This is a genomic window from Sphingomonas naphthae (assembly GCF_028607085.1).
GTDB classification, from domain to species: domain Bacteria; phylum Pseudomonadota; class Alphaproteobacteria; order Sphingomonadales; family Sphingomonadaceae; genus Sphingomonas_Q; species Sphingomonas_Q naphthae.
The window spans coordinates 2,854,173-2,879,869 of the sequence record NZ_CP117411.1 but is presented as its reverse complement, the minus strand read 5'-3'; the positions used below and the strand labels follow the sequence as shown (position 1 = coordinate 2,879,869).

Annotated in this window: 28 protein-coding genes; 19 read left to right on the top strand and 9 right to left on the bottom strand. The window is 66.1% G+C overall.

Annotation, left to right across the window (positions count from 1 at the left end; all coding sequences use genetic code 11):
• Nucleotides 1–11 precede the first annotated feature (11 nt).
• A complete protein-coding gene (locus PQ455_RS13825) occupies nucleotides 12–1,439 on the top strand; it encodes a phospholipid carrier-dependent glycosyltransferase (RefSeq protein ID WP_273686676.1) in 1,428 nt (475 codons plus the stop codon).
• 94 nt (nucleotides 1,440–1,533) lie between these two features.
• Here PQ455_RS13825 and pgmG read toward each other — a convergent pair whose 3' ends face one another.
• The 3 genes from pgmG to PQ455_RS13810 are packed head-to-tail and all read right to left on the bottom strand — an operon-like array spanning nucleotide 1,534 to nucleotide 4,228.
• The gene (pgmG, locus tag PQ455_RS13820; RefSeq protein WP_273686674.1) at nucleotides 1,534–2,925 is read right to left on the bottom strand and encodes a phosphoglucomutase/phosphomannomutase PgmG; all 1,392 of its coding nucleotides are present in this window, start codon (nucleotides 2,923–2,925) and stop codon (nucleotides 1,534–1,536) included.
• 56 nt (nucleotides 2,926–2,981) lie between these two features.
• Nucleotides 2,982–3,410, bottom strand: a complete 429-nt coding sequence (locus tag PQ455_RS13815) for a J domain-containing protein (RefSeq protein ID WP_273686673.1) — start codon at nucleotides 3,408–3,410, stop codon at nucleotides 2,982–2,984.
• A complete protein-coding gene (locus tag PQ455_RS13810; RefSeq protein ID WP_273686672.1) occupies nucleotides 3,407–4,228 on the bottom strand; it encodes a division plane positioning ATPase MipZ in 822 nt (273 codons plus the stop codon). The genes PQ455_RS13815 and PQ455_RS13810 overlap by 4 nt, the downstream gene beginning before the upstream one ends.
• Nucleotides 4,229–4,411: 183 nt before the next feature.
• Here PQ455_RS13810 and PQ455_RS13805 point away from each other — a divergent pair, with 183 nt between their 5' ends.
• Nucleotides 4,412–4,705, top strand: coding sequence for a hypothetical protein (locus PQ455_RS13805; RefSeq protein ID WP_273686671.1), 294 nt, complete (start codon nucleotides 4,412–4,414; stop codon nucleotides 4,703–4,705).
• Nucleotides 4,706–4,817: 112 nt separating this feature from the next.
• A complete protein-coding gene (locus PQ455_RS13800; protein ID WP_273686670.1) occupies nucleotides 4,818–5,204 on the top strand; it encodes a hypothetical protein in 387 nt (128 codons plus the stop codon).
• 76 nt (nucleotides 5,205–5,280) lie between these two features.
• Here PQ455_RS13800 and PQ455_RS13795 read toward each other — a convergent pair whose 3' ends face one another.
• On the bottom strand, nucleotides 5,281–5,652 hold the full coding sequence (locus PQ455_RS13795) for a hypothetical protein (protein ID WP_273686669.1): 372 nt from the start codon (nucleotides 5,650–5,652) through the stop codon (nucleotides 5,281–5,283).
• 136 nt (nucleotides 5,653–5,788) lie between these two features.
• Here PQ455_RS13795 and purL point away from each other — a divergent pair, with 136 nt between their 5' ends.
• The 4 genes from purL to bfr all read left to right on the top strand — a co-directional run bounded on the left by purL (nucleotide 5,789) and on the right by bfr (nucleotide 9,408).
• The gene (gene purL, locus PQ455_RS13790) at nucleotides 5,789–8,017 is read left to right on the top strand and encodes a phosphoribosylformylglycinamidine synthase subunit PurL (RefSeq protein WP_273686668.1); all 2,229 of its coding nucleotides are present in this window, start codon (nucleotides 5,789–5,791) and stop codon (nucleotides 8,015–8,017) included.
• A 150-nt stretch (nucleotides 8,018–8,167) separates the two neighbouring features.
• Complete coding sequence (locus PQ455_RS13785) at nucleotides 8,168–8,566, top strand: hypothetical protein (RefSeq protein ID WP_273686667.1); 399 nt, start codon at nucleotides 8,168–8,170, stop codon at nucleotides 8,564–8,566.
• A gap of 81 nt (nucleotides 8,567–8,647) precedes the next feature.
• On the top strand, nucleotides 8,648–8,818 hold the full coding sequence (locus PQ455_RS13780) for a (2Fe-2S)-binding protein (RefSeq protein ID WP_273686666.1): 171 nt from the start codon (nucleotides 8,648–8,650) through the stop codon (nucleotides 8,816–8,818).
• A gap of 104 nt (nucleotides 8,819–8,922) precedes the next feature.
• The gene (bfr, locus tag PQ455_RS13775) at nucleotides 8,923–9,408 is read left to right on the top strand and encodes a bacterioferritin (RefSeq protein WP_273686665.1); all 486 of its coding nucleotides are present in this window, start codon (nucleotides 8,923–8,925) and stop codon (nucleotides 9,406–9,408) included.
• Nucleotides 9,409–9,853: 445 nt separating this feature from the next.
• Here the strand turns inward: bfr and PQ455_RS13770 are convergent, their stop codons facing one another.
• A complete protein-coding gene (locus tag PQ455_RS13770; RefSeq protein WP_273686664.1) occupies nucleotides 9,854–10,423 on the bottom strand; it encodes a hypothetical protein in 570 nt (189 codons plus the stop codon).
• Between the two features lie 224 nt (nucleotides 10,424–10,647).
• Here PQ455_RS13770 and PQ455_RS13765 point away from each other — a divergent pair, with 224 nt between their 5' ends.
• Nucleotides 10,648–11,475: an oxygenase MpaB family protein gene (locus PQ455_RS13765; protein WP_273686663.1), complete on the top strand. Its 828-nt coding sequence runs from the start codon at nucleotides 10,648–10,650 to the stop codon at nucleotides 11,473–11,475.
• 4 nt (nucleotides 11,476–11,479) lie between these two features.
• Here the strand turns inward: PQ455_RS13765 and PQ455_RS13760 are convergent, their stop codons facing one another.
• Both PQ455_RS13760 and PQ455_RS13755 read right to left on the bottom strand, forming a co-directional pair.
• On the bottom strand, nucleotides 11,480–12,538 hold the full coding sequence (locus tag PQ455_RS13760) for an SDR family oxidoreductase (protein ID WP_273686662.1): 1,059 nt from the start codon (nucleotides 12,536–12,538) through the stop codon (nucleotides 11,480–11,482).
• Nucleotides 12,535–13,629 carry a catalase family protein gene (locus tag PQ455_RS13755; RefSeq protein ID WP_273686661.1) on the bottom strand — a complete coding sequence of 365 codons (1,095 nt, stop codon included), beginning with the start codon at nucleotides 13,627–13,629 and terminating at the stop codon, nucleotides 12,535–12,537. The genes PQ455_RS13760 and PQ455_RS13755 overlap by 4 nt, the downstream gene beginning before the upstream one ends.
• A 154-nt stretch (nucleotides 13,630–13,783) precedes the next feature.
• Here PQ455_RS13755 and PQ455_RS13750 point away from each other — a divergent pair, with 154 nt between their 5' ends.
• The 4 genes from PQ455_RS13750 (at nucleotide 13,784) to PQ455_RS13735 (ending at nucleotide 16,805) form a co-directional block, all read left to right on the top strand.
• The gene (locus PQ455_RS13750) at nucleotides 13,784–14,359 is read left to right on the top strand and encodes an SRPBCC family protein (protein ID WP_273686660.1); all 576 of its coding nucleotides are present in this window, start codon (nucleotides 13,784–13,786) and stop codon (nucleotides 14,357–14,359) included.
• 3 nt (nucleotides 14,360–14,362) lie between these two features.
• Nucleotides 14,363–15,550 (top strand): zinc-dependent alcohol dehydrogenase, encoded by a 1,188-nt coding sequence (locus tag PQ455_RS13745; protein ID WP_273686659.1) that lies wholly within the window; start codon nucleotides 14,363–14,365, stop codon nucleotides 15,548–15,550.
• A gap of 13 nt (nucleotides 15,551–15,563) precedes the next feature.
• A complete protein-coding gene (locus PQ455_RS13740; protein ID WP_273686658.1) occupies nucleotides 15,564–16,349 on the top strand; it encodes an SDR family NAD(P)-dependent oxidoreductase in 786 nt (261 codons plus the stop codon).
• 225 nt (nucleotides 16,350–16,574) lie between these two features.
• Nucleotides 16,575–16,805, top strand: coding sequence for a hypothetical protein (locus PQ455_RS13735; protein ID WP_273686657.1), 231 nt, complete (start codon nucleotides 16,575–16,577; stop codon nucleotides 16,803–16,805).
• 28 nt (nucleotides 16,806–16,833) lie between these two features.
• On the opposite strand, the gene PQ455_RS13730 is transcribed toward PQ455_RS13735, so the two are convergent.
• Nucleotides 16,834–17,019: a hypothetical protein gene (locus PQ455_RS13730; protein WP_273686656.1), complete on the bottom strand. Its 186-nt coding sequence runs from the start codon at nucleotides 17,017–17,019 to the stop codon at nucleotides 16,834–16,836.
• 451 nt (nucleotides 17,020–17,470) lie between these two features.
• On the opposite strand from PQ455_RS13730, the gene PQ455_RS13725 reads away from it, so the two are divergent.
• The 7 genes from PQ455_RS13725 to PQ455_RS13695 are packed head-to-tail and all read left to right on the top strand — an operon-like array spanning nucleotide 17,471 to nucleotide 23,770.
• A complete protein-coding gene (locus PQ455_RS13725) occupies nucleotides 17,471–18,577 on the top strand; it encodes a glycosyltransferase family 4 protein (protein ID WP_273686655.1) in 1,107 nt (368 codons plus the stop codon).
• Nucleotides 18,574–19,497 carry a glycosyltransferase family 2 protein gene (locus PQ455_RS13720; RefSeq protein WP_273686654.1) on the top strand — a complete coding sequence of 308 codons (924 nt, stop codon included), beginning with the start codon at nucleotides 18,574–18,576 and terminating at the stop codon, nucleotides 19,495–19,497. Before PQ455_RS13725 ends, PQ455_RS13720 begins: the two co-directional genes overlap by 4 nt.
• A complete protein-coding gene (locus PQ455_RS13715) occupies nucleotides 19,494–20,543 on the top strand; it encodes a glycosyltransferase (protein ID WP_273686653.1) in 1,050 nt (349 codons plus the stop codon). The genes PQ455_RS13720 and PQ455_RS13715 overlap by 4 nt, the downstream gene beginning before the upstream one ends.
• Nucleotides 20,540–21,646: an acyl-CoA dehydrogenase family protein gene (locus PQ455_RS13710; protein WP_273686652.1), complete on the top strand. Its 1,107-nt coding sequence runs from the start codon at nucleotides 20,540–20,542 to the stop codon at nucleotides 21,644–21,646. Before PQ455_RS13715 ends, PQ455_RS13710 begins: the two co-directional genes overlap by 4 nt.
• A gap of 44 nt (nucleotides 21,647–21,690) precedes the next feature.
• On the top strand, nucleotides 21,691–22,308 hold the full coding sequence (locus PQ455_RS13705; RefSeq protein ID WP_273686651.1) for a PIG-L deacetylase family protein: 618 nt from the start codon (nucleotides 21,691–21,693) through the stop codon (nucleotides 22,306–22,308).
• Nucleotides 22,305–22,886 carry a class I SAM-dependent DNA methyltransferase gene (locus PQ455_RS13700; RefSeq protein WP_273686650.1) on the top strand — a complete coding sequence of 194 codons (582 nt, stop codon included), beginning with the start codon at nucleotides 22,305–22,307 and terminating at the stop codon, nucleotides 22,884–22,886. Before PQ455_RS13705 ends, PQ455_RS13700 begins: the two co-directional genes overlap by 4 nt.
• Complete coding sequence (locus tag PQ455_RS13695) at nucleotides 22,886–23,770, top strand: glycosyltransferase family 2 protein (protein WP_273686649.1); 885 nt, start codon at nucleotides 22,886–22,888, stop codon at nucleotides 23,768–23,770. The genes PQ455_RS13700 and PQ455_RS13695 overlap by 1 nt, the downstream gene beginning before the upstream one ends.
• 49 nt (nucleotides 23,771–23,819) lie before the next feature.
• Here the strand turns inward: PQ455_RS13695 and PQ455_RS13690 are convergent, their stop codons facing one another.
• Nucleotides 23,820–25,607 (bottom strand): ATP-binding cassette domain-containing protein, encoded by a 1,788-nt coding sequence (locus tag PQ455_RS13690; protein WP_273686648.1) that lies wholly within the window; start codon nucleotides 25,605–25,607, stop codon nucleotides 23,820–23,822.
• Nucleotides 25,608–25,697 lie beyond the last annotated feature (90 nt).

Genomic DNA, 25,697 nt, shown 5'->3' with positions numbered 1-25,697 from the left:
CGCGCCGGCGTGTGAGTCTCGAACACCGGCCGGGCATCGCGGGCACGGCCGCCTGCGCCGGGCTGGTGATGGCGGTGGCCACCATGCTGATGTTCGCCGGGCTCGGCCGCATCCGCGCGCCCATCTGGGACGAAAGCTATTATCTCACCGCCGTCGCCCGCACCGAGGCGGGGCAGGCGCAATTCGCCTCGCATCCCCCGCTCGGCCTGATGCTGATCGCCGCTGGGGACTGGCTGACCGGCGGCAACGAGACGATCGACCAGCGCCACATGGCGGCGGTGAAGAGCATCGCGGCCGAGGCGATGCCCGCCGATTACCGTTATTCCGGCCCGCGCCACGCCGCCGCGCTGGCCGGCGTGATCGCGGCGGGGCTGTTCTTCCTGCTGGTCGTGGCGCTGACGAGCAGCCTGTGGACCGGGCTGCTGGCCAGCACGCTCACCCTGTTCGATACCGCGCTGATCGCGCAGTTCCGCGCGGGGCATCTCGATCCCTTCCAATTGATGTTCGTGCTGGCGGCGCTGCTGTGCCTCGTCCGCGCCTGCGGCACGCGGTCGCGTGGGGCGGAGATAGGGCTGGGGGTGGCGATCATGGCGGCCACGCTGGTGCGCGCCAATGCGCTGATCCTGCTGCTGCCGGCGCTGGTGCCGATCGGGCTGGCGCTGCGCAGCGACGGCCGGGCCGAGGCGGTGGCGGCGGCGTCGCGGATCGCGGGCGGCGCGGTCGTCGCCTTTCTGGTGGTCGCGATGCTGTGGCTCGCCACCTGCCGCCAGCCGCCGATCGCGGGCACGGCGGCGGGCGACGCGGATCGGCGGGCGATGACCGAGACGGCGCGGCAATGGGCCGATCATGAGCGCGACATGTCCGGCCGGGTGATGCTCGCCCTGCTCGAAAGCTACCGCCGCTATATCGTCGCCGACCTCGCCGGCACCCCGCGCGAGGATGCCAACGGCTCGGTGCCCGCCGAATGGCTGATCGGCCAGCGCCCGATTACCTATCGCTGGGATGCGGAGGGCGCGAAGGTCGCCTATCTCGCGCTCACCCCCAATCTGATCGCCTGGCTGGCCTCGCTGGCGGGCGTGGTCGAGGGCATCGGCCTGCTCGCCACCCGCCGCGCCACCACCCGCGACGCGCCGCTGATCGCCGCGCTGCTGCTGCTATGGGGCGGCACGATGCTGCTGCACCTGTGGCTGGCCGAAACGCGGGTGATGTACCTCTACCACCATATGATCGCGCTGGTGGCGGGGCAGGCGCTGGCGGTGATGGCACTGGCCTATCTCAGCGGCCGCTGGCGCGAGCGGCTGACGATCATCGTCGCCGCGCTCGCGCTGGGCCATTTCTTCCTGGCGGCACCGCTGGCGTTCCACCGGCCGCTTTCGGCGGGGGAATGTGCGTGGCGCGATGCGGTCGGGATGATCGCGGAATGTGTGACGCCCCGATAGCGTCATCCCGGCGCAGGCCGGGATCTCGGGAGGCTGGGGGCGACGTCGTGACAGCCTCCTGAGGCCCCGGCCTGCGCCGGGGCGACGGATGTTATCAGTGCCCCGCCTGCTCGCCGCGCACGAGGCCGGAGAGGGCGAGCTGCTCGTCGATCTGGCCGAGCAGCTTGTCGAGCCCGGCCTGATCCTTGGCTTCGGCGCGGGCGACCAGCACGTCCTGCGTGTTGGAGGCGCGGAGCAGCCACCAGCCGTCGGGCGTGTTGACGCGGGCGCCGTCGGTGCGGTTGACGTCCGCGCCGGCCTTCTCGAGCCGGTCGAGAACTTCGTCCACCACCGCGAACTTGCGGCTCTCGTCCACCTGGAAGCGCATCTCCGGCGTGTTGACCAGCGCGGGCATCTTGTCCTTCAGCGCGGTCAGCGATCCGCCCAGCACGCGCACGGCCTGGATCAGCCGGACGGCGGCATAGAGCGCGTCGTCGAAGCCGTACCAATTATGGCGGAAGAAGATGTGGCCCGACATCTCACCGGCGAGCGGGCTGTCGGTCTCCTTCATCTTGACCTTGATGAGGGAGTGGCCGGTCTTCCACATCAGCGGCGTGCCGCCCAGTTCGGCGACCCGGTCGTAGAGCGCCTGGCTCGCCTTCACGTCGGCGATGATCGTGCCGCCGGGCACTTCGCGCAGGACGGGCTCGGCCAGGATCGAGAGGATCTGGTCGCCCCACACGACGCGGCCGAGGCCGTCGATCGCGCCGATGCGATCGGCGTCACCGTCGAAGGCGATGCCGAAATCGAGGTTCTTCTCGGCGACCAGCTTCTTCAGGTCGGCGAGGTTCTTCTCCTCGGTGGGGTCGGGATGGTGGTTGGGGAAGCTGCCGTCGATCTCGGCATAGAGGACGTGATGCTCGCCGGGGAGGAGCTTCACCAGCTTCTCCAGCACGCGCCCGCCGGCGCCGTTGCCATTGTCCCAGCCGATCTTGAACTCACCGCCGGCATAGCCCGCGACCAGCCGGTTGACGTAATCGTCCTCGATATCGAAATCGGTGACCTGGCCTTCGCCCTCGGACCAGTCGCCCGTCTCGGCCAGCTTGCCGATCGCCTGAATGTCCTCGCCGAAGAACGGCCCGTGCTGGAGGACCATCTTGAAGCCGTTATATTCGGCCGGATTGTGGCTGCCGGTGATCTGGATGCCGCCATCCACTTCCAGCGTGGCTTCGGCATAGTATAGCATCGGCGTGGGGCCGAGGCCGGTGCGGACGACATCGAGGCCGCCCTGCGTCAGCCCGTCGACCAGCGCGTCGCGCAGATGTTCCGACGAGACGCGGCCGTCCCAGCCGACCGCCACGCGCGTACCGCCTGCCTTGCGCACGAAGGTCGCGAAGCCGCGGCCGATGGCATAGGCGTCCTCGTCGCCGAGCGACTTTCCGACGATCCCGCGGATGTCATATTCGCGCAGCGAGGTGGGGTCGAAACGGTGCGAGCTGAGCTTCATGTCTCTTTGTCTCCGATGGAATCTGCGGACGCACTACGCGCGAAATCGTTACGGGTTCACGTCCTTCTGACGATCAACGCATCGCGCGCGGCATTGGCTTCGGCGGTCTGGTCGGCGGTGCCGCCCAGATCGGGGTGGACGCGCAGCAGCAGCCGGCGGTGCGCGGCGCGGATCTCGTCCTCGTCGGCCAGCCGGCTGACGCCCAGCACGGCGCGGGCCTGTTCGGTCGACATGCCGCCGATGGCGGGCGGGGCGCGATCGGCGCGGAGGGGCTTGTCGGGCGCCTCGTTCTTGCGGAACCAATACCACCAGCCCGCGCCGCCGATCGAGAGCAGGGCGAGCGGGATCTGGCCCTTCATGCCGAAGCGCACGCCGATGATCGCGGCGACCACCGCCGCCACGTCGCCGATGCGCAGCGCCTGCGTTTCCCGCTTCTTCCACGCCCAATAGAGGGCGAGGGCGGCGAGGACGAGGACGACCTTCACGGCGCGACCATCTCCAGCGGACCATGCGATCCGGGCTTTTCGGCCAGGTTGAGATCGGGCAGCGCGAGGCTGGCGACCAACTCGCGCAATTCCTGACGGGCGGCGATGTGGGCGATGCCGGCATCCTCGCCGATCGCCTTCAGGTCGAGCAGGGTGAGGCCCTTGGGGAACAGCTCGCGGTAGATCACGCGCTCGGACAGACCGGGGATCACGCGGAAGCCGACCCGGCGCGACAGATCGCCCAGAGCCGCCGCCACGCGCCGCATGTTGCGCGCCTCGAGATGCTGGAGGCGGTTGCGCAGCACCACCCAGTCGACCGTGCCGCCATCGGTGCGCGCGCGCACCTTGCGGGCTTCCCACACCACCTCGGCATAGAAGCTCGGGCGCTTGATCGCATAGGTGACCGGATCGACCTGGCCGATCAGGTCGAGATCGATGAAGCTGTCGTTGATCGGCGTGACGAGCGTGTCGGCGCGCTCGATCGCGGCGCGGGCGTGGACGTCGTCGCGGCCGGGCGTGTCGATCACGACGATCTCATACTGGCCCATCAGTTCGTCTAGCCGCTCGGTGAGCGGCTGGGCGCTCTTCATCGGATCGAACGTCTCGTGGCGCGGCATGGGCAGCTGCACGCCCTCGCGCCGCATCGTCGCCTCGCGATTCTCGATGTAGCGCGCGAAGGTGCGCTGGCGGCTGTCGAGATCGATGCCCGCCACCCGGCGGCCGGCGGCGGCCAGCGCCACGGCGACATGCACCGCCGTTGTGGATTTGCCCGATCCGCCCTTCTCGTTGGCGAAGACGATCAGATGCGCTCGGCTCATGGATTCCGTGATCTCGTGAAAACTTCGCCCGCTTATGTCCGAGGGGCGAGGGGGGAGCAACCGCGCCGCCCGATAAAACTGTGGGTTAGCCCCTCAATCCTTTGGCGAGCGTGCCGTTAACCAACCTGACGGCAGGGATCGGCGAATGGGCCAGATGATCGTGCCGCGGGACGGGACATCACCATGACACACGAGACCATGCGCCAGCAGGCGCTCGATCGCCGGGAATATTATGCCGAAGCGGGTGATCCCGATGCGTGCTTCGATCTGGGCATGGCCTGCTCCACCGGCAGCGGCGGCATCGCCGTCGATCTTGTCGCGGCGCACAAATGGTTCAACATCGCCGCCGCCATGGGCCACGCCCGCGCCGCCGAATGTCGCGGCGAGATCGCCGAGGAGATGAGCGCGCGCGAGGTGGTGGATGCCCAGCGGCAGGCCCGCGCCCTCCTCGCGACGCATATGCGGCGGGCCGCCTGATCGGTTTCATGCGAAAACGGGTGACCCGCCCAACTTATGCGATCAATCGTTGTTGCGTCTGCGTAACAAGGCCTTGACGGTTTCGGTGTGCGCCGCAACAAGTCGTGCCGCCATGCAAAAAACCCGCTTCATCGCCGCCGCGCCCCTGTGCGCCCTCCTGGTTCTCGCCGCTTGCGGCAGCAAACCCGAAACCACGACCAATGCCGCGTCGGTCGAGGATCCCGCGCTCAACACCGCCGATGCCGCGCCGGTGACGCTGCCGCCCGCCATCGAGGCGAGCCGCACCTACCGCTGCAAGGACACCAGCCTGGTCTACGTCGATTTCTTCGGCGACAAGCTGACCGCCAACATCCGCACCGAGAAGGACGGCATGCCCACCAAGCTGACGGCCCCGGCCGTGGGCGAGGCGTTCGTGACCGAGGGTTTTTCGGTCGGCGGCAACGCGCCCATCACCAACATCACCCAGCCGGGCAAGCCGTCGCAGAGTTGCAAGGCGTAACGCCCGCGTCATCCGATACATGAAGGGCCGGCGGATCGCTCCGCCGGCCCTTTTTTCTCGCGTGCTGGCCATCGCCTCAGCGGCAGTAGCGGACCCGCACATAGCGTTCGCGATAGGGATCCCACTCGCGGCTCACGCGGCAGACCTCGCGGTAGCTGTAATCCTCCACGTAGGGATCGTTGTAATAGCCGTAGCTGCCGCCACCGCCGCCATAATAGCCGCGATTGGCGTTGCTGCTGGCGATGGCGGCGCCGGCGGCCAGGCCGAGGATGCCGGCGCCGATCGCCAGGCCCGTGCGGCCGCCGCCGCGATGATAATAATGGCCGCCATAGCCCCGGCCGTAATAGCCGCCCCGGCCCCAGCGCTGGGCATCGGCGGGCGCCATGGCCACCAGCGTGCTGGCGCCGAGCGCGACGGCGGCGATGCCGCCCTTCAGAAACGCGTTCATCTCGAAATCCTGCAGATACTGCTGGTATCAACCCCAGCGATCCCGAACGGTTGCTTAGGCCAAGTTCGTTGAACGGGGCGGGAACGGCACGTTTATGGATGGTTCATATCGCCGCCATCCGCTATCGGCCCGCGCCATGAGCGCCATCACCCCCGAGATCGTCGCCCAACACGGGCTGTCGCAGGATGAATATGATCGGGTGCTCAACGCGCTCGGCCGCGAGCCCAATCTGGTCGAACTGGGGATATTCTCGGTCATGTGGTCGGAGCATTGCTCCTACAAATCGAGCCGCATCCACCTGAAGAAGCTGCCGACGACCGGCCCCCAGGTGATCTGTGGCCCCGGCGAGAATGCCGGCGTGGTCGATATCGGCGACAATCAAGCCGCCATCTTCAAGATGGAGAGCCACAACCACCCCAGCTACATCGAGCCCTATCAGGGTGCCGCGACGGGCGTGGGCGGCATCCTGCGCGACGTGTTCACCATGGGCGCGCGGCCGATCGCCAACATGAACGCGCTGCGCTTCGGCCGGCCCGATCATCCCCGGATGAAGCATCTGATCGCGGGCGTCGTCCACGGCATCGGCGGCTACGGCAATTGCGTCGGCGTGCCGACCGTCGGCGGCGAGGTGAATTTCCACAAGGCGTATGACGGCAACATCCTCGTCAACGCGATGACGGTGGGCATCGCCGATCAGGACAAGATCTTCTATTCGGCGGCCTCCGGCATCGGCAATCCGATCGTCTATGTCGGCTCCAAGACCGGGCGCGACGGCATCCACGGCGCCACCATGGCCTCGGCCGATTTCGACGAGAAGTCCGAGGAGAAGCGTCCGACCGTGCAGGTGGGCGATCCCTTCACCGAGAAATTGCTGATCGAGGCGTGCCTGGAACTGATGGCGTCCGACGCGATCGTCGCCATTCAGGACATGGGCGCGGCGGGCCTCACCTCCTCCTCGGTCGAGATGGCGTCGAAGGGCGGGGTCGGCATCGAACTCGACATGAACGCCGTGCCCCAGCGCGAAACGGGCATGACGCCCTATGAGATGATGCTGTCGGAGAGCCAGGAGCGGATGCTCATGGTGCTGAAGCCCGGCCGCGAGGAATTCGCCGAGGCCATCTTCCGCAAGTGGGAGCTGGATTTCGCGGTGATCGGCCATGTCACCGAAACCGGCCGCATGGTGCTGAAGTTCGATGGCGAGACGGTGTGCGACATCCCGCTCGGGCCGCTGGCCGACGACGCCCCGCTCTACGACCGCCCGGCGGCGTCCAAGGCGGACTATCAGGCATGGGCCAAGGTGAAGCCGCTCGGCACGATCACCGAATCGAGCGACATCGGCGCGGACCTGCTGACCCTGATGGCCTCGCCCGACATCGCCAGCCGGCGCTGGATCTGGGAACAATACGATCACATGGTCGGCGCGGACACGGTGCAGCGCCCCGGCGGCGACGCGGCGGTGGTGCGGGTCCACGGCACGGCCAAGGGCCTCGCGATCAGCACCGATTGCACCCCGCGCTATTGCTATGCGGACCCCTATGAAGGCGGCAAGCAGGCGGTGGCGGAATGCTGGCGCAACCTGACGGCGGTGGGCTCCGTGCCGCTCGCCGTTACCAACTGCCTCAACTTCGCCAACCCGCAGCGGCCCGAGATCATGGCGCAGCTGACGGGCTGCCTCGACGGCATGGGCGATGCCTGCCGCGCGCTCGATTTCCCGATCGTGAGCGGCAACGTCAGCCTCTATAACGAGAGCAAGGCCACCGGCGGCGGTTCGGCGATCCTGCCGACCCCGGCGATCGGCGGCATCGGCCTGCTGGCGGACTGGTCGGCGAGTGCGACGATCGCCTTCAAGGCGCCCGGCGAGATGGTGATGCGGGTCGGCCGCGCGGCCACCCACCTCGGCCAGTCGCTGTGGCTGCGCGAGGTCGCGGGGCGCGAGGACGGTACGCCGCCGCCGGTCGATCTGGCGCGCGAGCGGGCGACGGGCGAATTCATCCGCGCCGCCATCGCCGAGGGGCTGGTGACAGCGGTGCACGACGTGTCCGACGGCGGGACGCTCGTGGCGCTGGCCGAGATGGCGCTGGCGGGCGGCATCGGCTGCGACTGGACCGACACCCACGCGCCCACGGCGGAATTCTTCGGCGAGGATCAGGGCCTCTATCTGGTGACGGTGGAGGCCGGCGACCTCGACAGCTTCGCCCGGCTTGCCAGGGCACACCGCATCGAGACGCAATGGCTGGGCGAGACCGGCGGCGACGCGATCCGCATCGGGCTGGACGGCGATGTCGCACGGGTGCCGCTCGCCGATCTGCGCGTGGCGCACGAGGGCTTCTTCCCGGCGCTTATGGGCGGCGGCGCGGCGATCTGAGCCCCGATAAAGCAGGACATCGCCCCAGCGAAAGCTGGGGCCTCGGGAGGCTTGGGGTGACGGTGGTGGCAGCCGCCTGAGGCCCCGGCCTGCGCCGGGGCGACGGTGTGTGGCTTCGCACCACGCCCCAACCCCGCTACACTCGCCCCCATGGCCGGTTACTCCGCAACCCCGCTCGCCAAAAAGCTCAGCCTCAAGCCGGGGCTGCGGACGTGGTGGGAGGGGATGCCCGAAAGCGTCGCCGCCGAGATCGGCGATGCCGGGCTTGATCTGCTCCACACGCCCGATCCTCCGATCGACGCCGCCCACATCTTCGTGACCGAGCGGGCCAGGCTGGATGCCGCGCTCGCCTTCCTGCGGCCGATCCTCGCGCCCGCCGGCTTCGTCTGGATTTCCTGGCCGAAGAAGGCCGCGAAAGTGCCGACCGACATCAGCGAGGATGCGATCCGCGCCGCCTGCCTGCCGCTCGGGCTGATCGACGTGAAGGTGTGCGCGGTCGATTCGGTCTGGTCGGGGCTCAAGCTGATGATCCGCCGCGAACTGCGCTGAGCGGTTCGTCGCACCACCCGCACCAAAGCTATTGCGAGTAACTCTCACTAACGCTATTCCTGCGAATCAAGGAGAGCGGTGATGGTTGTTTGCGTTTGCAATGCCATACGGGAACGGGACGTGCGGAGCGCCGCGCGCGCCGGCCATTCGACCCCCTGTGCGGCGTATGCCTCGATGGGCCGCCGCCCGCGTTGCGGCCAATGCGTGCCATTCGCACGCGAAATCATCGCCAGCGAGTCCGCCTCCGCGTAACTATTCGCAATAGCGAAGTGGCTGTTTTCCGCCATTTTTACTGGAAGTCTTCGTCCCGCTGATCTATTGGAGCGTCCAATTCCAATGGACGACGGAGAACAGCCGTGAAGGGCGACCCCAAGGTTATCGACTTTCTCAACGAGGCGCTCAAGAACGAGCTGACCGCGATCAATCAATATTGGCTGCACTACCGCCTGCTCGATCACTGGGGCATCGAGCGTCTGGCCGAGTACGAGCGCCACGAATCGATCGACGAGATGAAGCATGCCGACTGGCTGTCGGAGCGCATCCTGTTCCTCGATGGCCTGCCCAATTTCCAGCTGCTCGGCCGCCTGAAGATCGGCGAGAGCGTCGAGGAGGTGCTGAAGGCCGATCTCGCGCTGGAAGGCGAGGCCATCCCGCTGCTGCGCGACGCCATCGCCCATGCCGAGACGGTGCGCGACTATATCAGCCGCGACCTGTTCAAGCGCATCCTCGATAACGAGGAGGAGCATGTCGATTATCTGGAAAAGCAGTTCGACATGATCGAACGCATGGGCATCCAGAATTACATCCAGCTCCAGTCGAAGCCCGCCGACAGCAAGATCTGACGGCCTTCCCGGCCCGTCCCGACCCTCAGGGCGCCGCGATCGATCGCGGCGCCCTTTTTCGTGTGCGGGAAAGGTGGCCCTGCTTGCGCGCGCGCCCCGGCCGGGATGGGGACCGCGATCCCGGCCAGCGCGCGTCATACGGCCCGTTCCCGGCCGCCTGCGGGCACGAAAAAGCCCGCCGAGGTCGTGGACCTGGCGGGCTTGATCTGGTGGGCGTGGCAAGGATTGAACTTGCGACCCCTGCGATGTCAACGCAGCGTCAAAGTCCTCGTATAAGGAAAACAGCCTTGTTTCCAGCCGGTAAATTCCCGGCTTTTACGGAACAAGAGCCGAACAAACGCCATTTTCACCCAAGATTCACCCAAGAGCGTGGCGCCCTGACGGCCTAACCGGCAGAGCCGCTCGCTGCGCCTGAGCTCGGCCCGACCCAACGACGCGACCGCATTTACCCGCGCCACTTCGACATCGCCTCGCCGTACGTCTTCGGCTGCTTCTCCTCCGACCGGCGAAGCGCGGACAGCTCCTTGTCCTGATCAGCCTCCAAACGGCGTCGCTCGCGCGCCAGTTCGTCCTCGCGTTCCCCCAGGCGATCGCGCGCCGCACGGTGCCGCTCCTCCGCTTCCGCCACCGCCTGTTCCGCCCGATCGAGAGCATCCCGGTTCGGCTTTGGCTTCGGTTTCGGCGCCGCATCCCGCTTCGCGCCTGGTGCCTTTGTTTTAGCTTCCGCTAGCGACGGACCGTCCCCGCGCGTCCGGCCTTCGTCAGCCTTCGGCCGATCGGCGGGAAGCGCGGCGATCTGCTCAGCCGTCGTTCCGCGTGAGCGCCGAATCACCTTTCCCGGCTGTGCCAACGGCTCCTTGACGAGCTCGGCATCGACCACCTCCTCGGCGTCCCCCCGGGCGAAGAGATTGCGATCGGTGCCCCAGGCCTCGAGCGCAGCTTTCTGGCTGGGTGCTGCCACGTAGGCGTCGTGAAAGCCGATCGGGGTCCGGTAGACCTTGAGCTTGCGAGGCATTGTCCAAGGCTAGTCGGCCCGCGTGAGAGTATCCAGCGTCGCCGTTGAGCGGTGGCAGGCGGAAGCGATGTGACGGGGGCACGTGGATCGAACCCCGGGCTTCCGGAGTATCTCACCCATGACAGGGCGAAACCGCTGACATGGCATCCACGAGGCACAACCGCCGTCCAGCAGCCGCGGAGCGGGCGGCGCCGTCCGACGCACTCGCGAGCATGGCGGAGACAATGGCCAAGCAAGCCATCGTCGCGAGGGTCCGCTCCCTCTTCAACGACCAGGATCGCGGCGAAGAGCCGGTGCAGCGCAGTTCCGACGCGCTCTTCGCCAGTGATTCGGCGATCTGGCGGGTCCACGGCGATGTTACGACCATGATGGTCGGCGGCATCTCCGCATTGCTGCTCCAGATGCTCCATCCTGCCGTTCTCGCCGGCGTATGGGATCATTCGAACTTCCGCACCGACATGCTGGGTCGGCTTCGGCGAACCGCCCGATTCATAGCTCTGACCACCTATGGGTCGCGCGATCAGGCGGAGTCCGCCATCGCGCGGGTGCGCAGCGTCCACGAAAACGTGGCCGGCGTGCTAGCGGATGGTACCGAATACAGCGCGGGTGATCCGCACCGTCTGGCCTGGGTTCACGTCACGGAGGCGACCAGCTTCCTCGAGGCATGGCAGCGTTACGGCGACCGACCGCTGACGTCAGCCGAGCAGGATACGTATTTCAGGGAGTTCGCCCAGATCGCGCAAGCTCTGGGCGCGGATCCCGTTCCCACCACGAAGGTGGAGGCTCTACGCCTCCTCAACGAGATGCGACGGGAACTCGTGGTTGACGACCGGACCCGCGAAGTCGCTCGCCTCGTTCTGCGGCATCGTCCTGACAATCCTCTGGCGATACCGGTTCAGGCCATAACAGCCCAAACGGCGGTGGACCTGCTCCCGGCATGGGCGCGACGGATGCATGGCCTGCGCCGCAGCCCGTTCGTCCTCAGACCCGCCGTAAAAGTGGGAGCACTGGGCTTGGCGGGGACATTGCGCTGGGCGTTCAGCGGAGGGTAGGCCGTTATCGCCGCCGGGACACTTTGCGGCCAGCTGCAGGCTTTCCAAGAGACGGCTCGCCCTTCGCCGCGCGGAGTCGCCCGGCGAGGGCGAATCCGGCCAAGACGGAAACCGCCCCGACGGCGATCGCCGCGACGGGCTTACGCGTAAGAGGCGCATAAACGCTGAAGCTGCGGCCAGACTCGTGGAGAGAGCGCTCGCGGCCTTCGGCTTGCCCCCTGTCGAGATTGTCACTCAGCGTCTTGGGCTTTGCCGGATCCGAGAGCAATGCGGCTACGGGCTTGCCCAGGAACGCGTAGATGCGCGGGAAGTGCACGGCAGCCAACGCCTGCAGCCGTCCAATGCCGCCGACGGTCACGTTCAGCCTCGGGCGCTCGGCAGCGTCTAGGATGGCGTCCGCGACGAGCTGCGGATCATAGACCGGCGGAGGGATGCGCGCCTCGCCGTCGACATGATTCGCGGCATGCTCCGCGATGGGCGTGTTCGTGCCGGACGGCTTGATGAGCGACACGGATATAGGGAGGCCAGAGGCGATCAGCTCCATGCGTAGCGATTCGATGTACGCCTTCGCCGCGTGCTTCGATGCCGAGTAGGCTCCCATGATCGGCGACGGGAAGTCCGAAGCGATGGAGCCAACCGTGATCAGTGCCCCGCCGTGGTCGCGAAGATGTTTCACGCCCGTCAAAGCCCCGTAGACCGCGCCGAAGTAGTTCGTCTGGATCAAGCGAGCATGCTCGTCGTTAGGTGTCTCGATCAGGGGCGCATAGATCGCAACGCCGGCGCAGTTCACCCAAGTGTCGATGCGTCCGAAGCGTTCGACGGCCAAGCGTGCGGCTGCCTCGACATCGGCCAGAACGCCGACATCGGCGACCGCGTAGGCAGCGCGTCCGCCATTCGCCGAGATGCCGTCGGCGACGAAGGAGAGCGCCGCCTCGGTGCGGGCGACGAGCACGACCGCGGCGCCCCGTCTGGCGGCTGCGCGGGCAGTGGCGAGGCCGATCCCGGAGCTGGCGCCGGTGATCAGGATCACCTGCTCGGAAAGCGGCTTCAGGCGGACGCTCATTCGGAATCAAGATCCTCGAGCTGCTTGATCTGGTGCATTGGGCAGCCGTTGGTTCGACTGCGGAGGCCGCCGGAGAATTCGTAGGCCTGTCGCCGAGCGCGGTTGACCGAGCCGAGGGGTTGGTGAGCCGCCAGGCCATGCCACGGGCTGAAGTAGAGGCTGTCTTCCTCGCGATCGCTGCGGCCGTGCTCCCACGCCACCTGCGGTTCGACGCGGAGCGTCGCCACGGTCTCGAAGGGGCTTTCCTTATCATCCCAGGGCTTGGTCGGATCCTCGACCGGCATCGTTTCCAGGTTGCGGCAAAGCTGCACCCGCAGCTCCCAGGTTCCACCCTGCTCGACGATCACCTCGCGAACGTCCTCGCGCAGGGCGTCCGGCCGATCGCCGACGTTGACCTTGGCTCCAGTCACTTCGGTCAGGCCGGTCGAAATCGGCACGAGCGCAAACTTCGCGATGTATTCGCCGTAGCGGTAGGCGGTCTGAGAGAAATAGGTCTCGCCGAGCGGATGGACTTCGGGCGTGCCGCCGAGCTGCGACAGCAGGACCGAGCTGCCGCCGACCGCCTCGAGCGCACCCTCGAGCACGCGCAGTGTCGCCGACCAGGCCTTCTTAAGGCCTTCGCCCTTGTCGGTCGTGGCGGCGAGGAGCTTCAAATTCTTCAGGAACGCGGCCGGGGTCGGGGCGCCGAACACGGGACCGTTGACCATCAGGAAGTCCTGGTCGCCGTCGTCCGATCCGGGCAGGCGCTCGCCGGGAACACCGAGCACCTTCAGCGCTATGCCACGGGGCGCGCTGACACCGTCATCGAGGATGTCGCCGGGCGCCGTCGATATGCGAAGCACCGTCTCATAGGTTCCAGGATTTGCGAACAGGCCCTGGGCAAGTTCCACGGGAAGTGCGTCGGACACGGTAAGCGATCCGCGCACGATGCCGTGGCCCTTGGCGTGGACGCCACGGACGGCCCGCCCATAGTCACGGGTCGTGGTGTCCATGATCTTCTGAAACGTCTGTTCCAGACCGTGGATGGCTTCCGCCTCGTCCGGTGACGGCTGTTCAACGGAAGGGACGTAGCGAATGGGCGATGCGGTCATGCTGGATTTCCTTGGCAGATCGCACAGCTATCCGGCCGCCCGGACCGAATGACCGCGCGTCCTAAATACTTGTCACGACTAGATTTCGGCAAGGAAACGAGCGGAACTCCAAGGTGTTCCGGGCGCTTTGACGGCATACCCCCAGGAGATAGCGATGCCCGGAACAGCGGACGACGACGCGCCCATTGCGACGTCAAAGCGGCATGATGCCGCAACGGACCTCACCGACAGCTTGATCGATGGAAAGGGCGGCGCGATCACCGCGCGTGCCGTGACGATCAATCGTCCCGCAGCCGAGCTCTATGCCTATTGGCGCGATCTCTCGAACCTACCGTCCTTCATGGACAATGTCGTGTCGATCGCGCTGAATGGAGAGAGGTCGCATTGGGTCGTCAAGGCGCCCGGCGGCAAGACCGTCGAGTGGGACGCGCGCGTCACTGAAGACCGCCCCAACGAGCTGCTCGCCTGGGCGTCGGAGGAGGGTGCGGACGTCTCCAATAGCGGGCGTATTGAATTTCGCGATGCGGGCGCGCGCGGCACCGTTGTCACCGCGACGATCGCTTATGATCCCCCGGTCGGGGTCGTCGGCAAGATCATCGCCAAGATGTTCCAGCGGGAGCCTGCCATCCAGGCGCGCCGTGACCTCCGGCGCTTCAAGCAGCTGATGGAGACCGGTGAGATCGCCACGTCGTCGTGGACCAAGAAGCAACTCGAAGAAGAGAGGGCCTGATCGATGCGCGCACTCGCCTGGCACGGCAAGCACGACGTCCGCGTCGACACGGTCGACGATCCCGAAATCCTCAACCCGCGCGACGCGATCATCAAGGTGACCGCTACCGCCATCTGCGGCTCGGACCTCCACCTCTATGACGGTTTCATTCCGACGATGAAGTCGGGCGACATCCTCGGTCACGAGTTCATGGGCGAGGTGGTCGAGGTCGGACCCAAATCCAACTTGCAGAAGGGCCAGCGGGTCGTCGTTCCGTTCACGATGGCGTGCGGCAGCTGCTACCACTGCGGCAAGCACCAGTATTCGGCATGCGACAACGCGCTTCCGGCCGACAACCAGGACATCGCGCAGGAGCTCTACGGCCAGCCCATGAGCGGCCTGTTCGGCTACAGCCACATGACAGGCGGCTATGCCGGAGGGCAGGCGGAATACGTCCGCGTGCCCTTCAGCGACGTCGGCCCGATCGTCATCCCCGATGGCATCGAAGACGAGAAGGTGCTGTTCCTGTCGGACATCCTGCCGACCGGCTGGATGGCGGCGGAGAATGCGCAGATCGAGCCCGGCGACACGGTCGCGGTGTGGGGCTGTGGGCCGGTCGGACTGTTCGCGGTCCAGTCCGCCTTCTTGATGGGCGCCGAGCGCGTGATCGCGATCGACCATTTCCCGCACAGGCTGGAGCTCGCGAAGAAGTTTGGGGCTGAGACAATCAACTTCGAGGAAACAGCGACCTACGAGGCGCTGATGCTGATGACTGGCGGAATCGGTCCTGACGCTGTGATCGATGCGGTCGGCCTCGAAGCGCACGGCTTCTTCGTCGATAACGTGCTGGATCAGGTCAAGAAGACGCTGATGCTGGGCACGGATCGCCCGCACTCGATCCGTCAGGCCATCATCGCCTGCCGGAAGGGCGGCCGCGTGTCGATGCCCGCCGTCTACGGAGGCTTCGTCGACAAGTTTCCGCTGGGCGCCTTCATGGAGAAGGGACTGACGCTCAAGACCGGCCAGACGCATGTCCAGCACTACATGCCGGCGCTGCTCAACGCGATCCTGGAAGGCAAGATCGACACGACCTTCCTGATCTCGCACCGCATGGACCTCGAGGAGGCCCCGAAGGGCTACCAGATGTTCCACGACAACCAGAACGAGGTGACCAAGGTCGTGCTGAAGCCCGGCCTCGGCTTCGCTGCCTGAACGGAGAGATTCCATGAGCAAATTCGCGATCATCACCGGTGCCTCGACCGGCATTGGCTTCGAGCTGGCAACGCTGGCGGCAAAAGACGGCTACGACATTCTCGTCGTCGCCAACGAACCGCTGATCAACGCGGCGGCACAGGATTTCGAGCAGTTCGGGACCACGGTCGTCTCGATCGAGGCGGACCTTGCGACGACCGATGGTGTCGACGCGCTCCTCGAAGCCGTCGGCACGCGGCAGGTCGATCTGCTGTGCGCCAATGCCGGTCACGGTCTCGGCCATGCGTTTCTCGACCAGCAGGTCACCGACTGGCGGCACGTGATCGACACCAACATCACCGGGACGCTCTATCTGATCCAGAAGGTGCTGCCGGCGATGGTGGCGCGCAACGAAGGCAAGGTCCTCGTGACCGGATCGGTGGCCGGCTACATCCCCGGCGCCTTCCAGGCCGTCTACAATGGCACGAAGGCATTCGTGGACAGCTTCACCGAGGCGCTCCGCAACGAGATCAAGGATAGCGACGGCGTCACGCTGACGACGCTGATGCCGGGCCCGGTCGATACCGAGTTCTTCGAGCGCGGCGACATGCTCGACACCTCCGTCGGCGCCGATCCGAACAAGAGCGATCCGGCCGACGTCGCCAGGGACGGTTGGGACGCGGTCATGGCCGGAAAGGCGTCGATCTTCTCCGGCTGGAAGACAAAGCTCCAAGGCGTGCTCGCAAATGTCACACCGGGGTCTGTACTGGCTGAGCAGCATCGTAAGATGGCGGAGCCCGGCACCGCTGAGAGCGAATAGGTAACGAAAGTCCGGTGTCTGACACCGGACCTGTCATGGTGTTCATCAAAACGGCAAAGTCTACAAGCGTGCCTTCGAGGGACAACTGTTAAGGCCGCTCGGATAAGCCCTCGCCCAACAGCGATACATCCGGCAGTTCGCGGGGGGGCGAGCACTAATGCTCGCCCCGTCCGGCTATTCGGGCAGTCCAAAATTCTTGGGGTTGCCGAAATCGGAAGCGCCTCCTTGGGCGCCCATGCCGCCTTCGTGGCTGGCATCGGCATCATCAACCGCGCTCGCCAGCGATCGACGACGATGAAGCTCGAGGCGCTGCTCATCCGACAACGTTGCTTCGTCGACATCAATTTCGCTCGGGCCACCGGCGGCAGCGTCTGCCTCCGAGACGCCATTCCGGACTGGATCTTCTTCCATCATGAAATCCTCGATAGCTTGAAACATGGCGATCGGGCGGCCTGAGCCGTCGAAGCCGACAGACTCGGGCCGCTCACTGGTAACCGCCTTCCTTCCGTTCTTCGGCAGCTTCCTCCTGCGCTTCCTCCATCTCGGCGGCGTCGTCGCTGTCGGTGCCGGCAGAGCCTTCAGCAGCGGTCGAGGGCTGTTCGCTTTCCGTTGCGCCCTGAACGGCGATGTCGTCGGTCAGCTGCTTGTTCAGTTCGGGATCGGGGGTCATGGCACATCCTTTTCCTGGGACTGCATGAACGAGCGGAAGGGGGGGCAAGGCCCTGACCTTCCGAAATAATCCGCCCGATCGTGGGCAGGCTCTGGTCCGAGTGACATCAGTGCCCTGACAACCTCAAACGGAATGTAGCAGCCGGTTCACAATCAAATTTAAGGTGGGGATCGACACTGGCCTTACCATCTCGCACTTCGGGGGAAGCAATGTCCGCGCATTATAATCGTCCGTGGGCCCAGGCATGTCTCATGTCAGCCGGTATTTGCCGACAAGCTAACCGGCGCTCTGTGGCGTAAATAAAACGAAGACGTACTGATCTAGATTAGTTTTCCTTAGCGCGCTGGATCTGGCCCGGAACTATAGCGAGGGAGATAAATTTCATCGGAGGCGTTGGTCGTCTGTCGCACGCCGTCGGAGCATGCGCCGCGTGTGGAGGGGACTGCCTGTTATGCGGATCGCGATCATCGCCCATTTGAAATACGCGATCCGGGAACCCTTCGCCGGCGGCCTCGAAATGCATACGCACATGCTGGCGCGATCGCTGCGGGCTCGCGGTCACGACGTGACGCTGTTCGCGTCTACCCATTCGGACCCCGTCCTCGGCGTCGAAGCAATCTGCGAGGAAACATCGCTTCTGGAGACGGGCATAGCCGAGGCCAACGACGTCGCGTTCTTCCGTGAGCATCATGCCTACCTGCAGCTGATGACCGAGCTCAGAAGCCGCTCGTTTGACGTCATTCACAACAACTCCCTTCACTACCTTCCGGTCAGCATGGCGGAGACGATCGCCACGCCGATGTTGACCACGCTTCACACGCCGCCCTTCTGCTGGCTCGAAAGCGGCATCCGGCTGAATCGCGGGCCAATGCGGTATGTCGCAGTCTCGAAGGCGACGGCCGACATGTGGAGCCATGTGGCGAAGGTGGACGACATCATCCCCAACGGCATCAATTTGCGCCACTTTCCGTACTGCGCTTCCGGCGACGGTCAGCCCTATCTGGTCTGGTATGGCCGTATCGTGCCGGAGAAGGGACTTGATCATGCGATTGATGCTGCCCGGCTGGCCGGCATGCCGCTCCGGATCGCCGGGCCCGTGTCGGACGAAAGCTACTATCGTGAAATGATCGTCCCGAGGCTCGGCGGGGATATCACCCACGTCGGCCATCTCGCGCACGACCAACTCGCAGGTCTGGTCGGCGAAGCGAGCGCCGCCTTGTGCACGCCGCGCTGGGAAGAACCCTATGGACTGGTCGTGGCGGAAGCTCTGGCCTGCGGCACGCCGGTTGCCGCCTACCGTCGCGGAGGCGTGCCCGCCCTCCTCAGTGAAGATTGCGGCGTGCTCGCGGAACCCGACGATGTGGCGTCACTCGCCGCAGCGGCGATTGCCGCGGCTCGGCTCAGCCGTACAGCCTGCAGAGACTATGCCGAACGGCATTGCGACGCCGACCGAATGGTCGATCGATATGAGGCGGTGTATCAGGAGCTTCGTGCCAAGCCGGCCGGCGTGAACGATCTGATGATCGACACAATCCCCATCCTGGCGAGCGTTGCGTGACCGTCGAGGTCTGCGTCTGCATACCCGCTCGCAACGAAGCCGACCGCATCGCGACGCTCATCGATGCCTTGGCAACACAGGACATCGACAGGCCCTTCGGGGTCGCATTGTGCGTGAACAACAGCAGCGACGACACCGGACGCATTGCCCAGCACGCCGCAGCGCGTGCCGACGGGCGTTTCACGCTCACCCAAGTCGCATGCCAGTTCGAGCCCTCGCTGGCCCATGCCGGGTCCGCGCGGCGCGCTGCCATGCAGCTTGGCGTCGAGATTCTTGGAAGGGCGGGAGGGCTGCTCATCTCGACCGACGCCGATTGCAGGCCGCCGGCCGACTGGGTCGCCGCCAATCTCGCAGCCTCCGCACCCGACAGGATTGTCGGAGGACGCATCGAACTGGACGAGGACGAGGCGGAGGAATGCCCCGAAATCTTCGCCTTCCGTAGGCATTTCGACGCCTATTGGCGGCGAGTGCGTGCGATCGAGGACAGAATCGATCCCTCGCCTTGGGATCCAGCGCCCCGTCATGGCGACCACACCGGCGCCAGCCTCGCTCTGTCGGTCGATCTTTACCGCCGGTCGGGGGGTGTGCCGTTGCAGCCCAGCGGCGAGGACCGAGCGCTGGTCGAGGCCGCGATCGCGGCGGGGGGCAAGCTCGTTCACCCCCAGACGGTGTGGACGCGCACGTCGGCCCGCACCACCGGCCGCGCAACCGGCGGCATGGCGGAAGACCTCCAGCGCTGGATCGACGCCGAAGCGCGCGGCGAACTGCCCAATGTTCCACACTTCGATCATTGGGAGGCGCGCGCGATGTGGCGCCGCGATCTTCGAAAAGATCGGGGCACCACGGGCCTCGTGGAAGCAGAGCGTCTCCTGCCACCAATGCCCTGCGACATGACCCTGCCGATGATCGGTAGTTCATGAGCCGCCCGATCGGATACTACGTCCACCACCACGGCGATGGACACCGCCAGCGTGCGATCGCGGTCGGGCAGGCGCTTGAGCATGGCGCAACGTTGCTCGGCACAGGCCTCGCGGGCCGGAGCGGCGATCTTCCGGTGGTTGAGCTGCCGGACGATCGTCTGGATGATGGTTTTGCGGGGATCGACCAGACCGAACGTCCGGCCTCTCTCCATTATGCTCCCGTCGATCACGAGGGCATCCGACAACGAACGGCTCTGATCAGCCGATGGATCGCGGAGGAGCGGCCCCGGCTGCTCGTCGTCGACGTATCGGTCGAGATCGCCATGCTGGCTCGCCTGGCGTCCGTTCCGACAGTCTACGTGCGGCTGTCCGGCAAGCGGCTGGACAAACCTCACCTCGATGCGTTCCGGGGCGCCGCGGGCCTGCTCGCACCGTTCCATGAAGCGCTCGACGATGACGAAACGCCAGACTGGCTTCGAGAAAAGACCTTCTACGCGCCGCTCATCAACGGCGTCGGTGCGACGGCGGGGCAGATCGAAGAGGACGTCGTGCTGGTCGTGCTGGGCCGCGGGGGTGGCGTCAGCGATGGTGATCGCTGGGCACAGGCGGCGCGCGCGGTGCCGGATCGTCGGTGGCGCGTCATAGGGCCCTGTACCGTGCCCCGCACCCTGCCACCCAATCTCGAATTGCGCGGATGGGTGGACGATGCGGCCACGTTGATCGGCAGCGCCGGCATCGTTGTCGGCGCGGCCGGCGATGGCGTCGTGAGCGCCGTTCTAGCGCACAGACGGCCGTTCATCTGTCTGCCCGAAGCGCGCCCGTTCGACGAGCAGGTCTCGAAGGCGAGGCGGCTCGGTTCGCTGGGTGCGGCCGCCGTCTCGCTGGACTGGCCGGAGCAGAGCGTCTGGCCGAAGCTGCTTGATGCGGTCCGAGCAACTTCGGCATGGCCGCGCGAACTCGAAGCGCCATGCGGGTCCGAACGGGTCGCGCGATGGCTTGAAGCGTTGGGCCAGCAGACAACTTCCTCGCGGAGCCACATTGCATGACCCTGTTCGTCCAGCCGCGTCCCGAGGAAGACGGCGATATCGTATCGCGTCTGGCCGGATTGGGCGCGCGCTATGACGCCGCGCCCCACTTTCCGGTCGAAAGCCTGCGCGCGCTACGAAACGCGGGTCATCATCGCCGCTTCGCACCAAGCGCGTGCGGCGGCGACGTCTTCGCCGACCCTCAAATCCGCGCCGCCCAAATGGCGCGGGCGCTGCGCGAAGTCGGTCGCGGCGACTTGAGCGTCGGACGGCTCTACGAGGGGCATGTCAACGCCCTCCAACTTTTCGACTGGTATGCCACGCCCGCGCAGCTCGAATGGCTGACCAGCGCACTGAATGCGGGCGCATGGTTCGGTGTCTGGGCAACCGAACCACAACCCGGCGTCCGCCTCGAACCCGGGGATCCCCCGGCGCTGTCGGGCCAGAAGATGTTCGCCAGCGGTGCGGGCGGCCTCGATTATGCTCTGGTGACCGCGGCGGTCGACGGCGCCGAGCGGCGCCTTGTCATCGTGTCCGCCGACGACCCCAGCCGCGCGGACGTGTCGGGATGGCGGGTCCGCGGAATGCGCGCGAGCGTCAGCGGTCGGTACTCGCTCGAAGATGTTCCCGCCAATCCGGAGATGCTGCTCGGGGCCGCGGGCGACTATGACTGCGACCCCCGCTTCACCGCGGGAGCCTGGCGTTTCTGCGCCGTCCAGCTCGGCGGGATCGAGGCGCTGGTTATCGAGGTTCGCCAGTCCATGCGTGACTTGGCGCGCGGTGATCCTCTGCAGCGGGCCCGCTTCGCCGAAGCCGTCGTCGCGACCCGCAGCGCGGGTTTCTGGGTCGAGGAAGCAGCGCGTCGCTTCGCGGCCGACGACGAGGACGCCGTCTCAATAGCGCGCCTGACCCGTGGCGTCGTCGAACAGGCCGGCTTCACCGTGATGGAAGCCGCCGCCCGCATTCTGGGCACCCGCAGCGCATTCGATGGCGAGCGCGCCGACAAGATCATCCGCGATCTTTCGCTCTACCTTCGCCAGGCCGGCCCGGACCACGCGCGAGACGAGGCGGCCAAGGCGCTTCTCGATCGGGATATCTGGCGCGGGAACGATCTCTTGTGGTGACGGCCGAGCGCCTGACGCAGAGCCGTTGGGCACGGGCGCGGTGGTTGATCCTTGCACCCCATCCCGACGACGAGACCTTGGGCACGGGCGCCCTGATTGCCCATTCCGCAGCAACGGGGCGGCTGGGCGGCATCGTGTTCCTGACCGATGGGTCGGGCTCGCATCCGGCCGGCACGCCGCGCCTCGCTGCGACCCGTCGCCGCGAGGCAGGGCACGCCATCCGCAAGCTGGGCGGCGGCGGGGTCCGCCTCCACTGGCTGGGATGGCGGGACGCCCATCCCCATGAATCCGGTAGCGTCGCCTTCGTCCGGTCCGCCAAGAGGCTCGCAGCACTTCTGCGCTCTTCTCGAATTAACGCGATCGCTGTCTCCGACCGGACCGAAACGCATTGCGATCATGTCGCGGCCTTTGAGCTCGCCGAGGCGGCTGTGCGATCGGCCAGGCGTAGCGTCACGCTGTTCGCCTACCATGTCTGGAGCGCGCACCCGGCGTCGGTGCGCCGTGTCGTGACGCCGGTCGTGGCGCCCGGTCGGCGGCGGCACGCCCTGCGCTCGCATCGCAGTCAGATGTCCCCCGTCCTGGGTAACGGCTTTCGATTGCCTTCGGAAAAGCTGCGCATGCCCAGTAGCGACACACTCACAGTGAGGAGCCTGCGGCGATGAGCCGATCCAGCCTGAACGCCGCGTATTTCGACGGCATCTTCGAGTCGGACGATGATCCGTGGGATCTGGCGAGCAGCGCCTATGAGGCCGCAAAGTTCAGGCACACTCGTGCCGCTCTCGCCGATCGACGCTACGAGCGGGCACTGGAAATCGGCTGCGCCCACGGCGTGCTGACTGGCGAGCTGATCGGCCTGTGCGACACACTGCTGGCGGTCGACATCAGCACCATGGCTCTGGCCAAGGCGCGCGAGCGGGTGGGTGACCGCTCGGGCCTGATGCTGCAGCGTATGGCCTTCCCAAGCGAGACACCGGAGGGTGGGTCCTTCGATCTCGTGATCCTTTCGGAGGTGGCATATTACTGGAGCGTGGCCGATCTCGACCGGGCGGCCGAATGGCTGCGGGATCACGTCGCCCCCAATGGGCGGATCATCCTCGTTCATTATACGGGCGAGACCGACTATCCCCAGACTGGCGATGAAGCCGTCGATGCGCTCTGGGCCGAACTGAGCCCTGACTACTCGGTTGTAACTGCCGAGCGCCGCGAAACCTATCGCCTCGATCTGTGGGAGAAGAGCTGATGGGCGTTTCCGTCCTGACGATCGTCCGCAATCGCAGCCACCATCTCCGGCAGCTAGTTGAAGGTCTCCGCAGGAGCGAGCGACAGCCCGACGAGCTCGTGATCGTGGACATGAGCGACACGCCCGTGAGCGTCGCGCCTGCCGGCTTTCCGATCCGTATCGATCGCTTCGAGACACACGGCCTGCCGCTTGCCGCCGCCCGCAACAGGGCGGCTGCGCTGGCTCGGTTCGAGAATCTGATCTTCCTCGATGTCGACTGCATACCCCTCGAACGCTGCGTCGGCATACTCGCTGATACCTTGGCCCATCACGACGCCCTGCTCTGCGCGGACGTGCGCTATCTGGGGCCGGATGACGCGCGGGGCGTCTGGACCGAAGAGGAGTTGATCGCGGCCGGCCGACACCATCCGGTCCGCACCTTTCCGGACAATGGTGTCCGCGAGGAGCCAAATCCCGGGCTGTTCTGGTCACTGGCCTTCGCACTGAAGCGCGCCCGCTTTGTGTCGTTGGCAGGGTTCGACGAGGCGTTCACCGGCTATGGCGCGGAGGATACCGATTTCGGCTTTCGCGCGTCCGAGGCGGATATCAGACTGCTGTTCGTGGGTCAGGCCATCGCCTGCCATCAGCATCACGACAGTTACGACCCGCCGCTCCAGCACCTCGAGGACATCGTGCGAAATGCGCGCACCTTCCAGGCCCGCTGGGGTCGCTGGCCAATGGAGGGATGGCTCCGAGCATTTGCGGATCTTGGATTGGTGCGTTGGCAGGGCGAGGCGCTGGATCTGCTTCGGTTGCCGACGGACGCGGAAAAGGTGGCCACCCGGGTCCTACCGGAGCAGCATCTTGATCCGCCTGCGCGATCACCTGCGCGGCTGGCGAACTAGAAGGGCTAGGTCAGCCACACAGCAGGGGCACCCGACACCCGGCGCGGGTTCAGGCGGCCCTTCTTACAATGTGCCCGTCATTGGCCGGCTCGGCCAGCCCGCCATCGCGCGCCAGCTGCGCAAACGTGCCGCCGCTGACCACGAGCTCGTCGAACGTGCCCATTTCGACCATCCGTCCCTGATCCAGCACGATGATCTTGTCGGCCGAGCGGATCGTCGAGAGGCGGTGTGCGATGACGAAGGTCGTCCGTCCCTCCCGCAGACGATCAAGGCTCTCCTGCAGGCGCGCCTCGGTGGCGACATCCAGCGCACTCGTCGCCTCATCGAGCAGCAGGATCGGCGCGTCCTTCAGCAAGGCTCGCGCGATGGCGATCCGCTGTCGCTCGCCGCCGGACAGCCCCTGTCCACGATCGCCAACGGCGGATGCGAAGCCGCCCTCCTTGCGCATGATGAAGTCGTAGGCGCCGGCTACCTTCGCTGCCTGCTCGATCTGCTCCATCGAGGCGTCCGCGTCCCCCATCGCGATGTTCTCCGCGATCGAGCGGTTAAACAGCCCAGCCTCCTGAAACACCACGCCCGTCGATGCCCGCAATGAGGACAAGGTCACACCGCGAATGTCCTGGCCGTCGATGAGGATGCGTCCCTCGTCGGGATCGAACGCCCGCTGAAACAGCCCCAGCGCGGTGGACTTGCCCGAGCCGGTTGGCCCCACGATCGCAATGGTCTCGCCGGGCTGAACCTCGAAGCTGAGCTCCTGCACGCGCCCCGACCCGCCTGGATAGCGGGACGAGACGTTTTCGAAGCGAATATGCCCTCGTCCCACCTCCAGCGCCTTCGCGCCGGGCGTCTCCCGGATATGCGATTCTTCATCCAGTACAGCGAAGAACTGCTCCAGTGCGGGAATGCGCTGGGCCATGCCAACGATGAACCCGGTCAGCTGCTCCAGTCGCGAGATCAACAGCGTGGTGAAGCCCACGAAGGTCACCACGTCGCCAATGGTCGCGAGGTGATGGGCGACCAGTGCCGAGCCGATCCCGAAGATCGAGACGATGGCGATGGACGACGCTCCACGCGTCAATACCGCCGAGATCGCCCACCAGTTGAGGACCGGATATTGCGCATGCAGGAGTTCATGCAGCGACGAACGGATCGAGCGGAGCTCGCCCGGCACGGCCAGGAAGCTCTGAAGCACCGTGACATTCCCGAAGAGATCGCCGAGCTGACCGGACAGGTCGGTGAACTGGTTCTCGACGCGCGCCTGGCCGAAGGAGGTGCGACGCATCACGACGATATTCACAGCCGTGTAGGCAATCATGAGCGTGACGAGGACAAGCGCCAGCCGCCAGTTGGTGAAGGCCGCAACCGGCAGCAGCGCCAACAGGATCGCGCCGTTCACGATCTGCTCGCGCAAGAGAGGCAGCCAGAGGGAAAACAGGTTCTCGCAGCCCGAGATCATGATTCGCATCAGCCGACCCGAACGGGCCTGGAAGTGAAAGGCCGGCGGCAGGGCGAGGAGATGCTCCACGTATTTCGCCATGGCCGACAGTCGGCGGCGGTGGGCCATGCGATCCGCGCCCAGCGATATCACCATGCCCGCGAGGAAGCCCGTGACGCTGATCGCGCACCACATGGCGACAAACGAGAGCGGATTGGCCCCCGAGGTCAGCCCGTTGACCGCCTTGCCGAACAGGACGGGCTCGATCACCTGAAGCAGCGCCACGAGGCCACCAGCCGAGGCTAGGGCAATCGCTTTGCCGCGCTCAGGGCGCAGTTTCGCGATAGCGCGAAAGAAAACGTGGCTCCGCAGACGCTGCAGAGGCGCGATCGATCCAGCCATGGAGCTACTCGTATGATGGAGAAGGCACCGGTCCGGATCGTGTCCCACGAGGTGGTGTAGCTGGGGTCTGAGGTGGTCACCGTGATTTTC

Coding starts and splice junctions, on each gene's coding strand:
- pgmG (WP_273686674.1), bottom strand. CDS start 2,925: ATGAAGCTCAGCTCGCACCGTTTCGACCCCACCTCGCTGCGCGAATAT.
- PQ455_RS13810 (WP_273686672.1), bottom strand. CDS start 4,228: ATGAGCCGAGCGCATCTGATCGTCTTCGCCAACGAGAAGGGCGGATCG.
- PQ455_RS13805 (WP_273686671.1), top strand. CDS start 4,412: ATGACACACGAGACCATGCGCCAGCAGGCGCTCGATCGCCGGGAATAT.
- PQ455_RS13800 (WP_273686670.1), top strand. CDS start 4,818: ATGCAAAAAACCCGCTTCATCGCCGCCGCGCCCCTGTGCGCCCTCCTG.
- PQ455_RS13795 (WP_273686669.1), bottom strand. CDS start 5,652: ATGAACGCGTTTCTGAAGGGCGGCATCGCCGCCGTCGCGCTCGGCGCC.
- purL (WP_273686668.1), top strand. CDS start 5,789: ATGAGCGCCATCACCCCCGAGATCGTCGCCCAACACGGGCTGTCGCAG.
- PQ455_RS13785 (WP_273686667.1), top strand. CDS start 8,168: ATGGCCGGTTACTCCGCAACCCCGCTCGCCAAAAAGCTCAGCCTCAAG.
- PQ455_RS13780 (WP_273686666.1), top strand. CDS start 8,648: ATGGTTGTTTGCGTTTGCAATGCCATACGGGAACGGGACGTGCGGAGC.
- PQ455_RS13770 (WP_273686664.1), bottom strand. CDS start 10,423: ATGCCTCGCAAGCTCAAGGTCTACCGGACCCCGATCGGCTTTCACGAC.
- PQ455_RS13765 (WP_273686663.1), top strand. CDS start 10,648: ATGGCCAAGCAAGCCATCGTCGCGAGGGTCCGCTCCCTCTTCAACGAC.
- PQ455_RS13760 (WP_273686662.1), bottom strand. CDS start 12,538: ATGAGCGTCCGCCTGAAGCCGCTTTCCGAGCAGGTGATCCTGATCACC.
- PQ455_RS13755 (WP_273686661.1), bottom strand. CDS start 13,629: ATGACCGCATCGCCCATTCGCTACGTCCCTTCCGTTGAACAGCCGTCA.
- PQ455_RS13750 (WP_273686660.1), top strand. CDS start 13,784: ATGCCCGGAACAGCGGACGACGACGCGCCCATTGCGACGTCAAAGCGG.
- PQ455_RS13745 (WP_273686659.1), top strand. CDS start 14,363: ATGCGCGCACTCGCCTGGCACGGCAAGCACGACGTCCGCGTCGACACG.
- PQ455_RS13740 (WP_273686658.1), top strand. CDS start 15,564: ATGAGCAAATTCGCGATCATCACCGGTGCCTCGACCGGCATTGGCTTC.
- PQ455_RS13730 (WP_273686656.1), bottom strand. CDS start 17,019: ATGACCCCCGATCCCGAACTGAACAAGCAGCTGACCGACGACATCGCC.
- PQ455_RS13725 (WP_273686655.1), top strand. CDS start 17,471: ATGCGGATCGCGATCATCGCCCATTTGAAATACGCGATCCGGGAACCC.
- PQ455_RS13715 (WP_273686653.1), top strand. CDS start 19,494: ATGAGCCGCCCGATCGGATACTACGTCCACCACCACGGCGATGGACAC.
- PQ455_RS13710 (WP_273686652.1), top strand. CDS start 20,540: ATGACCCTGTTCGTCCAGCCGCGTCCCGAGGAAGACGGCGATATCGTA.
- PQ455_RS13700 (WP_273686650.1), top strand. CDS start 22,305: ATGAGCCGATCCAGCCTGAACGCCGCGTATTTCGACGGCATCTTCGAG.
- PQ455_RS13695 (WP_273686649.1), top strand. CDS start 22,886: ATGGGCGTTTCCGTCCTGACGATCGTCCGCAATCGCAGCCACCATCTC.
- PQ455_RS13690 (WP_273686648.1), bottom strand. CDS start 25,607: ATGGCTGGATCGATCGCGCCTCTGCAGCGTCTGCGGAGCCACGTTTTC.